The 15,072-nt window shown below is 44.6% G+C and carries 12 protein-coding genes and 1 tRNA gene; 8 read left to right on the top strand and 5 right to left on the bottom strand.

Features of this window, described 5'->3' with window-relative positions:
- Nucleotides 1-59: 59 nt before the first annotated feature.
- The 3 genes from JV36_RS0109175 to mutY form a co-directional block, all read right to left on the bottom strand.
- A tRNA-Phe gene (locus JV36_RS0109175) sits at nt 60-135 on the bottom strand.
- A gap of 150 nt (nt 136-285) precedes the next feature.
- Nucleotides 286-558, bottom strand: coding sequence for an oxidative damage protection protein (locus JV36_RS0109170; RefSeq protein ID WP_032094830.1), 273 nt, complete (start codon nt 556-558; stop codon nt 286-288).
- Nucleotides 559-612: 54 nt separating this feature from the next.
- Nucleotides 613-1,668 (bottom strand): A/G-specific adenine glycosylase, encoded by a 1,056-nt coding sequence (gene mutY, locus JV36_RS0109165; protein WP_032094829.1) that lies wholly within the window; start codon nt 1,666-1,668, stop codon nt 613-615.
- 140 nt (nt 1,669-1,808) lie between these two features.
- Between mutY and JV36_RS0109160 the strand changes: the two genes are divergently transcribed.
- The 6 genes from JV36_RS0109160 (at nt 1,809) to arcA (ending at nt 8,616) form a co-directional block, all read left to right on the top strand.
- Nucleotides 1,809-2,519: an alpha/beta fold hydrolase gene (locus tag JV36_RS0109160; protein WP_032094828.1), complete on the top strand. Its 711-nt coding sequence runs from the start codon at nt 1,809-1,811 to the stop codon at nt 2,517-2,519.
- A gap of 85 nt (nt 2,520-2,604) precedes the next feature.
- Entirely contained in the window at nt 2,605-3,324 is a 720-nt protein-coding gene (gene trmB / locus JV36_RS0109155) for a tRNA (guanosine(46)-N7)-methyltransferase TrmB (protein ID WP_032094827.1), read from the top strand.
- Nucleotides 3,324-4,406: a methyltransferase gene (locus tag JV36_RS0109150; RefSeq protein WP_032094826.1), complete on the top strand. Its 1,083-nt coding sequence runs from the start codon at nt 3,324-3,326 to the stop codon at nt 4,404-4,406. Before trmB ends, JV36_RS0109150 begins: the two co-directional genes overlap by 1 nt.
- 158 nt (nt 4,407-4,564) lie before the next feature.
- A complete protein-coding gene (gene glgA, locus JV36_RS0109145; protein WP_032094825.1) occupies nt 4,565-5,989 on the top strand; it encodes a glycogen synthase GlgA in 1,425 nt (474 codons plus the stop codon).
- 106 nt (nt 5,990-6,095) lie between these two features.
- Nucleotides 6,096-7,751, top strand: coding sequence for a sensor histidine kinase (locus JV36_RS0109140; RefSeq protein WP_032094824.1), 1,656 nt, complete (start codon nt 6,096-6,098; stop codon nt 7,749-7,751).
- Between the two features lie 157 nt (nt 7,752-7,908).
- The gene (arcA, locus tag JV36_RS0109135) at nt 7,909-8,616 is read left to right on the top strand and encodes a two-component system response regulator ArcA (protein ID WP_032094823.1); all 708 of its coding nucleotides are present in this window, start codon (nt 7,909-7,911) and stop codon (nt 8,614-8,616) included.
- 192 nt (nt 8,617-8,808) lie between these two features.
- On the opposite strand, the gene JV36_RS0109130 is transcribed toward arcA, so the two are convergent.
- The gene (locus JV36_RS0109130; RefSeq protein WP_032094822.1) at nt 8,809-11,991 is read right to left on the bottom strand and encodes a beta-galactosidase; all 3,183 of its coding nucleotides are present in this window, start codon (nt 11,989-11,991) and stop codon (nt 8,809-8,811) included.
- A gap of 133 nt (nt 11,992-12,124) precedes the next feature.
- Between JV36_RS0109130 and JV36_RS0109125 the strand changes: the two genes are divergently transcribed.
- A complete protein-coding gene (locus JV36_RS0109125) occupies nt 12,125-12,988 on the top strand; it encodes a helix-turn-helix transcriptional regulator (RefSeq protein ID WP_032094821.1) in 864 nt (287 codons plus the stop codon).
- A 48-nt stretch (nt 12,989-13,036) separates the two neighbouring features.
- Here the strand turns inward: JV36_RS0109125 and pmbA are convergent, their stop codons facing one another.
- Nucleotides 13,037-14,368, bottom strand: a complete 1,332-nt coding sequence (pmbA, locus tag JV36_RS0109120; protein ID WP_032094820.1) for a metalloprotease PmbA — start codon at nt 14,366-14,368, stop codon at nt 13,037-13,039.
- 72 nt (nt 14,369-14,440) lie between these two features.
- Here pmbA and yjgA point away from each other — a divergent pair, with 72 nt between their 5' ends.
- Entirely contained in the window at nt 14,441-14,998 is a 558-nt protein-coding gene (gene yjgA, locus JV36_RS0109115; RefSeq protein WP_032094819.1) for a ribosome biogenesis factor YjgA, read from the top strand.
- Nucleotides 14,999-15,072: the final 74 nt, after the last annotated feature.

Genomic DNA, 15,072 nt, shown 5'->3' with positions numbered 1-15,072 from the left:
GAGCTTTTACAATCACCAGAATCAAAAAAGCCCTCGCATTTCTGCAAGGGCCTTGATGATGGTGCCTCGACCCGGGATCGAACCAGGGACACGCGGATTTTCAATCCGCTGCTCTACCAACTGAGCTATCGAGGCGAAACTCGTTTGCGTTACAAGCGTTTTCGGCCTGTGCTGCTATGGGTGCGTATTAAACGGATTTCGGCCTAACAAGTCAACCGTTTTACCCGCTTTTTTTTCACTTTTGTGACCGTTTGCACATTGTTTACACAAAATGTGGCATTTTGGTTATTTTTCCGGCGGAACATAGCCTTCAATTGTCGGTTCAACGCCGTCAAACAAGTATGCCGACATTCTTTCTTCTAAAAACGCTCTGGCTTCTGGCTCCATCATATTCAGCTTATGTTCGTTAATTAACATAGTCTGCTTTTTCTGCCAGTTGCCCCAGGCTTCTTTCGATATGTTATCGAATATCCGCTTACCTAGCTCTCCTGGATAAAGTTGAAAATCTAAACCGTCGGCGTCTTTTTGCAAATTATGACAAAAAACCGTTCTACCCATCATGCACCTCTATTGTCTTATCTTATAAACACCAATCGCGACAGTGTGCGCGACTTATTTTGCCAGTGTTTTGATTATCTTTGTTGTTGGGGCAGCTAAACCCACTTCAATAGGCTCATCAAGCAAGAACCATCTCGACTCATTTTCTGCCACCCGCTTTTGTGGCGTTGAGTTTACCACGGCGATAAGCGGGGTTATATCTAAATGAAAATGGCTAAATGTGTGTCTGAATTCATCTAGTTGCTGTATTTCCTCTACTTCAATGCCCCTTTGAGCAAGTAACGATATACCCTCTTCAGCAGATTGCGCTTCTAAAAACCCGTATAAGCCTCCCCAGATACCACTTTGAGGACGCTGCTCTAGAAACACTTGCTGCCCAAACATAGGGATGAGCATGTAGGTTTGTCTAACCGGCGTTACTTTTTTAGGTTTCTTACCCGGATAGTCAGTTTGCTTACCTTGTGCAAAAGCCACGCAATCACGTTGTAAAGGGCACTCATCACACTTTGGCTTGCTGCGGGTGCAGACCATGGCACCTAAATCCATCATCACCTGAGTGTAGTTCGCACAGCGATTTTGTGGCGTATTTTTCTCAGCCACTTCCCACAGGGCATTCTCTACGGCTTTTTGCCCGGGCCATCCTTCAATAGCATAATAACGCGCTAACACACGCTTTACGTTGCCATCTAAAATGGGATAACGCTCGTCTCTTGATAGCGAAAGTATGGCCCCCGCGGTAGAGCGGCCTATACCGGGAAGCGACACCACTTCGTCAAGTGTGGGAGGAAAAACGCCTTCGTAATCATCAACCAGTGTTTTAGCCGCTTTATGCAGGTTTCGAGCACGAGCGTAATAGCCAAGCCCCGTCCAATGATGCAACACGTCATCTTGCGATGCATTGGCTAGCTCGAATACGCTTGGGTATGACGCCATAAATCGATTGAAGTATGGGATAACGGTGGCAACCTGCGTTTGCTGCAGCATGATTTCAGATACCCACACCTTATAGGGCGTCACATCTTGCTGCCACGGTAAATGCTTTCTACCATGCTCATCGAACCACGCTAAAACCCGTTGTGCAAAACTGTTATTGTGCATTGTTTTTGTCATATTATTCTGAAACTTACGTCTATACCTTGTGTATTATTCACTTGCTAAAACACCTTCATTTACCAGTTTGAATAAACATTCTATTCACTGTGCGCTATGGTAGCATGTACGCTCTTCTTCGTTTTTATTTAAGGTATCGCGTGTCTGCACAAGCCCCCGTATTATTTTTCCCCGGAACTCTTTGTGACGAACGCATCTTTATGCCCCTCTGGCGGCAGCTTTCTATAGCCCAACGTCGCTTTGTTCCTCTGCAGTGGGCAACCTCGAAAGACGACATGCTTGCACTAAGCGAAGACCGAATACTTGCTGATGAAAAAGTGCACCTTGTTGGCTATTCCATGGGTGGCTACATCGCTTCGCTTATCGCCGCTCGAAATAAGGCGAATATCGCTTCTATCACGCTAATTGCATACGATCCTGCTGGTTTGTCGGCAAATGAAATAAGCCAGCGTGAAACCATGGTCAAAAGCCTTAAAAAAGGGCAATTTAAACCTGACAACCACAACTATCTTGCTCGCTTTATCCACCCTTCCCGCTTAGCAGACACAAACGTGACTGAAGTCGTTACGTCCATGGCTAAAGATTTAGGAAAAAGCACGTTGTTAGCGCACACACTTGCCACGACACCAAGAGAGAATACACTTAAATTACTAGAAAAGATTAATGCGCCAGTAACACTTGTAGGCGCAATTGATGACAATATTGCACACATAGATTCGCTTAGGTACGCAGCGAAGTCGCTACCTAATGCATCACTGTATGAATTTGAAAACACGGGGCACATGATCCCACTTGAACAAACCAGCCAGTTAGCGACTATTGTTGGCAAGTGCATTGGCGTACAAAAATAACACAGAATTTGTATTCTAGCGTTGCATATAAGGTGGGTAAGTGGATAATGCGCCAGCATAAAATTGGGTATGAAAGGCATTGCAAATGAGGCAATTCAAAAGTCAGGCAGAAGCAGAAGCTGCCGGTGTATATATCAGTAAAGTAAAAAGCTACGTTAAGCGCGAAGGTCGGCTTACAAAAGGACAAGAAAAAGCGCTAGAGGAACACTGGCCAACCATGGGAATAGACTATTGTGATACGCCTATTTCTTTGTCTGAGCTGTTTGGCCGCGAGGCACCTGTAGTCGTTGAGATAGGTTTCGGCATGGGTAAGTCGCTGGTTGAGATGGCTGCAGCTTCACCAGAGAAAGACTTTATCGGTATAGAGGTTCACCGACCTGGCGTAGGCGCATGCTTAGGAGATGCAGGTGAACTAGGACTAACCAATCTTCGCGTAATGGAACACGATGCGGTTGAAGTTCTCAAAAATATGCTACCCCAGGAGAGCTTGTCGCGCCTGCAACTATTTTTCCCCGACCCTTGGCATAAAAAGCGCCACCACAAACGTCGAATTGTACAAGCTGAGTTTGTAGAATTAATACGAACCAAGCTAGCGATAGGCGGACACCTGCATATGGCAACAGATTGGGAACCGTATGCGCAGCATATGGCTGAAGTTGCCAATGCCAACGAAGGCTATACCAATACAGCACCTGAAGGCGATTACGTGCCTCGCCCTGACTACCGCCCCATCACTAAATTTGAAACCCGCGGACAAAAGTTAGGTCACGGCGTTTGGGATCTTATTTATGAGCGAACCTCTTAATGATTTTATCTCCTCAAAGCCAACTTCTTGAGCGAAACATCTCATTATTTGAAGAAGGAAAATGGGCGTTTGTTAATCCTTCAGATGCCTACTTTCTGGATGGTTTGAAGTCATCCGACATTACGGTTATTCATCAGTATTTTGATATTTTTGCAGAAAGTGTCAGGGTAATACCTTCTGTAACTCTAGACAGCCGAGATATCGACAAGTCGGGTTTTGAAGTAACACAAAAGGTTGGTAACCACACGCATACTTTTGCACCTTTTGTTACCACTGAAAATGCATTTACCGATGTCATGTTGTTTTTGCCAAAGGCGAAAACCCACTTCCAATTGCTACTGCGCATGGCTGCAGGTATGGTGGGAGAGCACGGGCGAATTCATGTTGTTGGTGAAAATAAAGGTGGAATAAAGAGCGCCGCGAAGCTCATGCAGCAGTATGGCTCTCCTCAAAAAATTGACTCTGCTCGACACTGCAGTTTAGTTACCGTGGTACTTGAACAAACCCATGGCGCTTTTGAGCCTGATGCTTGGGTAGACGTTAATCTTTATGAAGTAGACGAAACCTCGTGGAATGTAGCGTCAATGCCTGGCGTGTTTAGCCATAAAGAGCTCGATGCCGGCACGTTGTTGCTGCTTCAAAAGCACTCTACGTCTATGCGGGGCAACGTACTAGACTTTGCCTGCGGTGCAGGTGTTATAGCTAGCTACCTTATGCTCAAATACCCTCACTTAACATTTTTCTTATCTGACGTTAGCGCACTAGCCCTCTACTGCAGCGCACTGACTCTTGCGGAAAATGAACTAAGCGCTACGATTTTTGCGGCCGACGGCTTACATGGTGTATCTCAAAAGGTGCAGCATATTATAACAAACCCGCCATTCCACACCGGGATAAAAACCGATTACACCATTACAAAGCGTTTTATTTCTGATGCAAAAAAACAGCTTACCTCTAAAGGGACATTGCAAATGGTTGCCAACCGTTTTCTGCCCTATCCGGGGTTGTTGGCAGAGGAGTTTGCAACGGTTTACACCAAAGCGCAAACATCGCAGTTCTCAATTTATGATGCATCGCTATAAGGACTAAGCTGGGGGGAGTAAAATAAAAAACGGATAAGCTTTGCATCCTAGTTAAACAATTTATATCGTACTGGTAGCTTGTTAGTTAAACGAAGCAATGTATATTTGCTCATACGTAACCGTTGACACTTTAGCAGTGATTATAGAAGGGATAACCCGTGGACATTGTATTTGCTATCTCGGAAGTAGAGGAACTCGTAAAAACGGGTGGTCTCGCTGACGTAGGTAAAGCACTCCCCTTGGCATTACAGGCGCTCGATGAAAACATCTGTATTGTTATGCCGTACTACAAGACGCTGAAAGAACAGTTAGACTTACCTGAAGACGAGGAGGTACACACCCTTTTCACCGAAGGTAAAGTGTATCATTTCAAGCTAAAGCACCTTCAGTGGCACGGCATACCGATTTACTTCATCGACGCCCCAGACTTTTTCATGCGCGACGGCCTTTATTCCGACGCATACGATGCCTTCAGCGACAATGGCGAGCGGTTTAGTTTTTTCAGTGGCGCGGTGCTGCATGCACTAAAAGCACTTTCTCTTAAGCCCCAAGTCATTCATTGCCATGATTGGCATACGGCGATGCTTCCGTTTTTATTGTCGAATGAAAAAACTGACTATTTCGATAATACCAAAACCGTTTTTACTATTCACAATGCCGCATTTCAGGGCGTACATAAACTAGATGCTATTCCGTTTTTGCGTCATCATCCCGATATTGGTAGTCAGGTTCATGGCGGCTATATCAATATGCTACAAAGCGGCATTGAATTTGCCACCAAGGTCACTACCGTAAGTCCCAACTATGCTACTGAGCTTCTCACTGACCTAGGCAGTCACGGGCTCCACGAGCGATTGGTAAATCGCAAAAATGATTTAAGCGGTATATTAAACGGATGTGACTACACCCAGTGGAACCCCGAAACAGATTCATTTCTGCCTGAAAACTACACGGTAGATAATTTACACGCCAAGCAAACCTGTAAAAAAGTGCTGCAACAAAAATCTGATTTACCAGAGAACGTTAGCGTGCCTCTTATCGGCATGGTGTGTCGACTCACTGAGCAAAAGGGATTCAGTTATATACTCCCTATTCTCGACGACCTGATTGCGCATAATATTCAAATGGTTATTGTGGGCACGGGCGATCCAAAGGTGTGTATGGACTTGGGCGAATTTGCGCAGCAGCACCCTAATCAGTTTGCGTTCATCAATGGTTTTAGTTCAGAGCATGCTCATTTGGTTGAAGCAGGCGCAGACTTCTTTTTAATGCCATCTCAATTTGAGCCTTGCGGCTTAAATCAGATGTACAGCCTTGCATATGGCACTATACCCATAGTGCGCTCAGTAGGTGGATTGAAAGACACCGTTGTCGATACCGGCGACAACAGCCTGCGCACTGGCTTCGTGTTTGATGAACCATCACCTACCGCGTTGCTTAGCTGCATTCGCAGAGCATTGCTTGCCTTTTATGAAGATAGGGACGCTTTTAGGGCAATGCAAATTCGAGGAATGAAAACACGCTTTACATGGCACACTGCGGCGCAGAATTACCAAAAACTGTACCGCAGCATGTGGAATTAATGCGCTGAGTAACACATAAATTATTGTGTCTACTTACCTTTCTTTTTGCCAAGATATGCGCCAATATTAAAATGGCATAGCAAAGTGGATTGAAAATAAAACGGACATGACAGACAAAGCAAGCAAGCTTTCTATACGCAACGTATTTTTGTGGACTGTGATGTCTGTGGTCACTGTGTCGCTTGCGATACTGTCTTGTTTGTCTTTGTACATGCAAATAGATAATTATCGCAACGAACTCAATAACACAGCCTTTGTGCTGTCTGACCTTGTCGCCAGAACCTCTTCCCAATATATTTTCAATAATAAAGACGAAGGCATAGCAAAAGAGTTGGGCCATCTCGTTGCGGCCCCTTATGTACTCAATGCACATGTATACCGTAAAAAGAATCGGCAGCAGGCTAATGTGGAAGTGCCGCAAATATTTGCGTCATATAACAAAGTAGGTCAGCTCATGACCGGCGGTAAAGAAGCACAATTAGAGTCACTGCTGCTAAACCCTACCATTTCGGATACCGGGGATTATTTAGAAGTCAGTACGAAGTCGTTTGATGCAGAAACCGGCATACACTTGGGTTGGGTATACCTGAGACTCTCTACAAGAGAGTTTAATAGCCTTACACAAAGCGCCATATTTACCCATCTTACTGCGGTTGTCATACTGCTGTTCATTGCCTTTTACACCGCATTTAAAATGCAATTAGGCATTTCGAGTCCAATTCAGTCATTAACTCACTTTCTTCAGCAAACTTCACGTCACCGAGATTACTCATCTCGTGCGAGAGGGTCAAAAATACAAGAGTTAGACACGTTAGCTGATGCGATAAACGTTATGCTTTATCGAATGCAAGAGTATATGGAGATGCAGCAGCAGGCTGAAGAGCGTCATCGCAAGCTTAATTCAAGTTTAGAAGAGATGGTTAATGAACGAACCACTGCGCTTAAAGACGCGAATCGCGAACTTATACAAACCTTAGAAAAGCTGCATCAATTCCAAAGACAAATTGTACAGAATGAAAAGATGGCGTCACTTGGCGATATGGTAGCTGGAGTGGCACACGAAGTGAATACGCCAATTGGGTTAGGGGTTACTGCCTCAACCATGATGTTAGACCGATTAGCAGTTATTCAGAAAGGTTTCGAAGACAAAACGTTGAAAGCAAGCGCAATGAAACGCTTTATTGATGAAAGCAACGAGAACTTAAACATCATATATCGCAATTTAAACCGCGCAGCTGAGCTTATATCGAGCTTTAAACAGGTCGCGGTAGACCAATCTTCAGAAAATAGTCGAAGTTTTTGCGTTGAACAGCTAGTTAATGAGATACTACTCTCGTTACAGCCTCGGCTCAAAAAATTAAAACACAACATCAACGTGAAATGCGACCCTACCTTAAGCGTTGAAACCAAGGCTGGCCCAATTAATCAAATATTGATTAATCTAATAATGAATTCCGTTATCCATGGATTTGAATTCATGGAAACAGGCACGATAAATATTCGTGCTGAATTAGTTAGTGACGACAAATTAAAATTAGTTTATTCCGATGATGGTAAAGGCATACCGCCTGAGATCCGCAAGCGTATCTTCGATCCCTTCGTAACAACGAAGCGTGGACAAGGTGGCTCCGGTCTAGGTATGCATCTCGTATACAACTTAGTGACACAAGCACTTCTTGGCTCTATTACCTTAACGAGCGAAGAAGGCAACGGAGTGGAATTTGTAATTATATTCCCCGTTTCTGATGCGAAAAATGTGTAGTCACTGTATAAAGTATGAACTTTTGTTGAAATTTGTTGGCTAACCCCAAAATCCTAACAGTAGCGATATTCATAAGTTACTTGCAAATAAGTGTATGAATATTAAACTTTAACCAGTTAGTTGCTTAAACCGTATTTTTGAAAGAGTGTAGAACACCATGCAAACGCCAAATGTGTTAATTGTTGAAGATGAAGTGGTAACCCGTACCACGCTAAAAAGTTTATTTGAAGCGGAAGGGTACAATGTATTTGAAGCTGAAAACGGCAACCAAATGCACGATTTCTTCGAGAATCACGCAATCAATTTGGTCATTATGGATATCAACCTACCGGGTAAAAATGGCCTTATATTAGCGCGAGAAGTGCGCGACCGTAAAAATGTTGGATTAATTTTCCTAACGGGTCGCGACAACGACGTAGATCGCATTCTAGGTTTGGAAATTGGTGCAGATGATTATCTTACTAAGCCATTTAACCCAAGAGAGCTAACCATAAGAGCCCGTAATTTGTTGTCTAGAACAACAAACTCTTCTGAAGATGATGATTTACCAAGCCGCGTTAATTTCAACGGCTGGATACTAGACGGCGACAGCCGCTCGCTTATCTCGCCTACCGGCAAAGAGTTCCGTTTACCTCGCAGTGAGTTCCGTGCGTTGCATTTATTTTTAAGCAACCCTGGAAAAATACTTACTCGCGAGCAGCTTATTATGGAAATGACCGGTCGCGAATTGCGCCCTAATGACCGTACCGTAGATGTCACCATTAGACGTATCCGCAAGCACTTTGAATCACATCCTTCTGAAGAAGAACTGATTGTGACTATCCACGGTGAAGGATATCGCTTTTGCGGGCAGGTAGATGGCTAATCGCCACTGAACTGATAGAACAATTAGAAAGGTACGTTGTTACCAATCTGATTAACGAGAAAGCCGCTACTATGTAGCGGCTTTTTTATTTTGCAGACTCTTCTTGGCGTTCGAAGGACTCAGTAACTTATATCCTCCTTAGCCTTTTATCTTCCTTAGACTCTTGCCTCCCTCAGTCACTTATTGTCTTTGTTAATTGGCAGTAAGCGTGAGTGAATATGAATACCGCTTCTTCTCAAGCAGAAACTCTTTATGCGTACTTGGGCTCCAAGAATCATCTCCGCCTACCCCCATATGTGCATGGTCAATATATACAAAAATACAGTCACGTGGGCTAAGGTCGCAAGTATGCTTTGCAGCATCTAACTGCGGTTGGCCGTATTCACTTACTGAGAAATAGAAATCTCCAGTAACCGTTGTATTGCCAATGTTTAACATTGAACACTGGCTTCGCAAGCCATTGTCGGTGGGGAAAATATAGTCGGTGTGCATGTCTTTAATCGTGAGTTGATGCAGAGCAAACCTCGCTGCGGCTTGCCTGTCTGGATAGTTCTCAAATGGTCCAAGACCTTTCCATGTCACCTTCTCAAACTGTTCGAATTCGCTTTCGCAAGTACTGCTTTCACCTTGGCTATCGTTATTATCCTCAACAAAAGACTGTCTTGGTACGGCAAACTGCACACCAATACGAGGAAGAGGTGGCAGGTTATCAGCTAAAACAACTTCAATATCAATAGATAACGCGGCGTCAGAATTCAAAGTGTAAATCCATTTTGTTGCAGCCGTGATTACGCCATCAACACTGTATTCAAAGAGCGATATAACCCGCACATCGTGGGTGCCCTGCAGCACTTCTACCCCAGTACACTTTCGTATCCACTTCCCTATGCCAGCCCGTCGCCATCGCGATTCCCAAGCATTAGGATCAGGGTTATCCACTTCGCTAACACCAATATCATTATCAAGAGGCGCTCGGAAAAAATTATCTTCTAGTGGTGCGCTCACTGTTTCGCTACCGTTAACTAACCAAGAGGTCAGCAGACCGCTTTCACTATTAAAGCAAATATCATGACTTCCAATGGTAATGGTTAACAAACTATCGTTTGTTGTTAGCTCCACTCCTGAAGCTGCGCTGCAACTTGCTTGCCGGGACGTCAATGTAAACGGTGTGATACCCGCCGTGTTTTTGATGGATAGCTGTTCGGTATCGAGCACGTGACCGGCCTTTGCCCATTGGCAATCTTCTGCGGTAACAACGTCTACATTTAAGTGGTATTTAGCACCGCGCTTGTGCGTGACGTTCGTCGTAATCTCAAGGGTATTGGTTTGCTGAGGATTTATAGATAGACGCTGCTCACCTTGCGCAATACATTCACCGTCTTCTAATACGCTCCATTGCAATAATTCATTGTCCGTTGTTCTAAATACATAATCGCTAGAAATAGAAAGCGCATACACCTTCCCTTCGCTACCGGCTTTGTCTGATAATTCAAAACTGAGGTGTTGCTGACAGTATTTCGCTTCAAACAACGCTGGGTGAGGCGTTCTATCAGGAAATAAGAGACCATTAATACAAAACTGCCTGTCGTTGTAGGTATCGCCAAAGTCGCCGCCATAAGCCCAATAAGGAACGCCACTGTCGGTATGCTTCTTCAGGCCTTGGTCAACCCAATCCCAAATAAAGCCCCCTTGTAAACGAGGATAGGCTTTAAATGCTTTCCAATACTCGTCAAAGCTTCCCAAGCTATTTCCCATTGCATGGGCGTACTCACACAATATCACCGGCCTTGTCTCGTTTGGCATAGACAGCCATTTTTTAATCGCCCACTTTGGCACTGCATCGTCAAGAACATCGGTATCTACTCGAGAATACATTGGCGCTACAATATCGGTAGCCGTGGTATCGGCCCCTCCGCCTTCGTATTGCACAGGCCTTGATGGGTCAAAGGATTTTGCCCAGCCGTACATGGCATCATGAGTTGGACCGTGACCACACTCGTTCCCCAGCGACCAAATAATGATAGAAGGATGGTTTTTATCGCGTTCTACCATTTGAGTGAAGCGGGCCATGTACGCCCCTGTCCACAATGGATCTCTTGATAGGCGACCCATGGGAAACATGCCGTGGGTTTCAATGTTTGCTTCATCAACAACGTACAGACCATATTCGTCACACAGTTCATACCATCGCGGATGATTAGGATAATGCGCCGTACGAACGGCATTAAAGTTATTTTGCTTAAGTAGCAAAATATCTTCAATCATATCGCTTTCGCTTATGGCATGACCTTTTGTTTCATGATGCTCGTGTCTGTTTACCCCTCGGATAAGTAAAGGTTTCCCATTCACACACAGCTGTCCGGCCTTCATTTGTACAGTGCGAAAGCCAATCTGATAGGCCTCTGTGTCTACCACCTGCCCAGCTTCATCAATTAGCGACACTACAATTCGGTATAAGTAAGGCGTTTCCGCGGTCCAGTGCTTAGGCTCTTTTACCTCTAAGCTCTGGAACACCACATCATCCCACCCCCCTTTTTCATCGACGCGCTTATTGTTAGTCCCTGCAACAGCTCGTTCGGTAACGGCGTGTGCTTTATCAAATAACTGAATGCCAACCTGATAGTTTGCTGGGGCATTAATTGCCGTGCGAACAGACAGTGCACCATCGCGGTAACATGCATCTAGCGTGGGCGTGACAAACACATCTTGAATGTGATGCCGAGGCTTTGTTACTAGGTTTACATCTCGGAAGATACCGCTTAGCCACCACATATCCTGATCTTCTAAATAGCTACCGTCTGACCATCTGATCACCATCACGGATAAACGGTTTTCGCCTACTACAAGCAATGCAGATAAATCAAACTCAGCAGGTAAGCGACTGTCTTGTGAGTAGCCTACATAACTGCCGTTACACCATAAATGGAATGCACTATTTACGCCCTCAAAAACAATGTGATTGCGTTTTAAAAGACTGCTTTCAGTTAGGGTAAATGTTGTGCGATAACATCCTGTGGGGTTATCTGCTGGCACTACAGGGGGATTCACATCAAAGGGGTATTTCACATTGCAGTAAATGGGTTTATCGAAGCCTTCCATTTGCCAATTTGAAGGCACAGTAATGGGCTGCCACTGTTTGGCCTCATTTTCTGTTAGCGCTTGCGCGATTAACTCATCGCTGACAGCCTCCGGTGACGGGTATAGCCTAAACATCCATTTACCGTTTAGGCTAACCTTACTGGCATTTCGATTTTGAACTGCATCGTCTTCAGTAACAAAGCCATTGTGTGGCGCATGGGCATTGATTCGATTACGTTGATATACGAGGGGATTCTGCCAATCTTTCTGTGAAACAACTTGTTCGATGTCAGCCATGCATGGCTCCTGTGTGAAAACGCATTTGATACATCACAATATAGCTAAAATGCATTGATTACTTTATGCTTAAACCTCTCGTACTTTTATCCAAAACTATCAACACGCCCTTACCAAAAGCAGAACAACATAAATGCAGTCACCTTTTTCGGATATTATTAATATAGGCCAACAGTGCTTCGAGCGCTTTATTGATAGTAGTACGTCGCCAGAAATAATGGCGTTAGATATTGAGCTAGCGGGATGTTCAAACTTATCAGGTGAATACGTTGTTGGCAGAGTGATGCCGCCAAACCATACGCTGTTTTACTCGCTATCAGGGGAAGGATGCTTTCGCACACCACATGGCTCGTTTAGCTTAACGGGTGGTCAGCTTATCACGCTACCCGCCTATCAAAGCTTCGAGGTGAGTATTGCTAGTGATAAGTGGGATATTATTTGGCTAAACCTATCAGATACAGAGCAATGGAAGGGACTTTCGAAACAACATCCAAGGGTTATCAGCAATATTAATTTAGCGGCCTTACATCACGCTATGGAGTTATTGTATTTAGAGCAAGATAATAGAAACCGTGAAGCTGCCATACAAATTATAGGGCGTCATCTGCGGCAAGTGATAAGCCAAAACGACCAAGAAAATAGTGAAGATGAGAGTAATGATAGACATGCCGTTAGGCTTCAGTCTTTATTTGCCGCGGTTGAGAATCAACTACAGTTTCAGTGGAGCGTTGAGAGCTTAAGTAATAAAGCCCATTATTCTGCCCCTCATTTGCATCGCTTATGCCTTAAGTACTTTGGGAGAAGTCCCATGCAGCAGGTCATTTATTTGCGCATGCAGCGGGCGCGAAACCTGCTGTTAAAAACACAGTGGCCTATTTCATATATTGCCCATTACGTGGGTTATGCAAATGTGTTTACATTTTCTAAGCGGTTTAAAAAGTCGGTAGGAAAACCGCCTCGCGAATTTCGCGAGGCTAGCATTTCAGACAAACAGTAGGGTGTGTTGATCTTTGCTGTACATTTTTGCAGCGGTGATCAACACGCCCTAGTTGCCAGCAATCTTCATTTGATTAACCAGCACTGAACCAGTTTGAACACTACCGCGCACATCTTTGTCTTTACCAATGGCGACGATATTTTTGAACATGTCACGTAAATCGCCTGCAATGGTAATTTCGTGAACTGGGTATTGAATAATGCCATTTTCTACCCAAAAACCTGCTGCACCGCGTGAATAATCGCCGGTAACAATGTTTACGCCTTGCCCCATAAGCTCAGTGACAAATAGTCCTGTGCCCATTTCTTTTAGCAAGTCGGCATCACTGTGTCCCGTATCACCAACAATCCAGTTATGTATGCCGCCAGCATGACCATTAGACACGGTATTGAGTTTGCGCGCCGAGTAGGTTGTATAAAGATAAGTGGCTAAGCGACCGCCATCAACAATGGTCATATCAGAGCACGATACCCCTTCGTTATCAAAGCTTGAGCTGGCAAGCCCTGACTTAATAAGCGGCTTCTCTTCAATATTCATCCACTCAGGAAATACCTGCTTGTCTAAACTGTCGAGCAAAAATGACGAGCGTCTGTACAAACTCCCCCCACTGATGGCGCCAACATAATGACCAAACAAGCTTGAAGCGAGATCTTTATGAAACAGTACAGGCACGTTAGCGGTATTGATTTTGCGAGCACCTAAACGGTCTACCGTGGCCTTGGCAGCCTCTTGGCCTACAAACGCAGCAGATTTAAGCAACGGCGCCTGGCGGTCAACGGTATAGGCATAATCACGCTGCATATCGTTATCTTGAGAGCCAATGACCATACAGCTTAAACTGTAACGACTGCTGGGATAGCCGGTATTTATGCCATGAGTATTACCGTACACACGCATACCTAAATTAGCGTTATACGACGCGCCATCTGAATTTGTAATGCGAGGGTCGTAATTCATCGCCGCCGCTTCAGTTTCGATGGTGGTCTTGATGGCTTTCTCTGTATCAAGCTCTTGTGGGTGATATAAGTCTAAATCTGGGAATTCAGTAGCGATAAGCTCTGCATCGGCAAGACCGGTGCAAGGATCTTCACTGGTATAGCGCGCAATATCCACCGCTTTTTCAACGGCTAATGTAAGCGCCGCTTTACTTAAGTCGGCAGTGGATGCACTGCCTTTGCGCTTACCTACGTAAACGCTAATGCCTAGTCCGCCGTCGTTGGTAAACTCAACGTTTTCAACTTCTTGCATGCGTGAGGATACCGCAATACCCTGTACCTTAGACATGCTTGCTTCGGCTTGTGTTGCGCCTTTTGATAAGGCCATTTTCAGTACATCATCAACGACATTCTGAATTTCTGATAGCTGTTGCTCAATTTGCATAGTAAGTTTCGCTGTCTATATTCGACTGTGATAGTTACAATTTGGCTAAAGTGTAACACTAATGAGTTTGAAATGAGTGATCAGAAACAGAATTCTCCACAAGATCCTTACTTTGAAGGCGCCAAAGCAACCACGTCTGAAGACGAAGATTTCGTTAGTAAAACGGAATTAAAGCGTCAGGCAAAGGAGCATCAGAAGCTTGGCGAAACCATTGTAGGGTTAACCGATGCCCATGTGGCAACTATCCCAATGGATGAAGAATTAGCCGATGCAGTCGCGATAGCGCGTATTGTGAATAAGAAAAAAGATGGCTATCGCAGACAATTGCAGTTTATTGGTAAATTGCTTCGTCAGCGCGATACCCACGATATTGAAGAGGCGCTGTCAAAAATAGCCCATCAGCATCAAGCAAGTAATGCGGCTTTTCATCAGCTTGAAAAAGCGAGAGAGTCGGTTATTGAAGAAGGCGATCCAGCTATTCAACGCTTAATTGAAGACTACCCCGCGTTCGATAGACAAAAGCTGCGTCAATTCAGCCGCCAAGTAAAAAAAGAAAGAGAGAAGAATGCGCCGCCAAAAGCCTTTAGAGAGCTTTTTCAATATATAAAGGACACTGTCCAAGACAGCTGATATGTCTAACGCAGTTAGACGGTAGCAGTGATAAAAAAGGCTGATAACTTTCGTTACCAGCCTTTTTTGCTATG

The sequence above is a fragment of the Alteromonas sp. LOR genome, assembly GCF_000753865.1.
In the GTDB taxonomy this organism is placed as follows: Bacteria; Pseudomonadota; Gammaproteobacteria; order Enterobacterales; family Alteromonadaceae; genus Alteromonas.
This window is presented reverse-complemented; position numbering and strand designations above follow the sequence as displayed.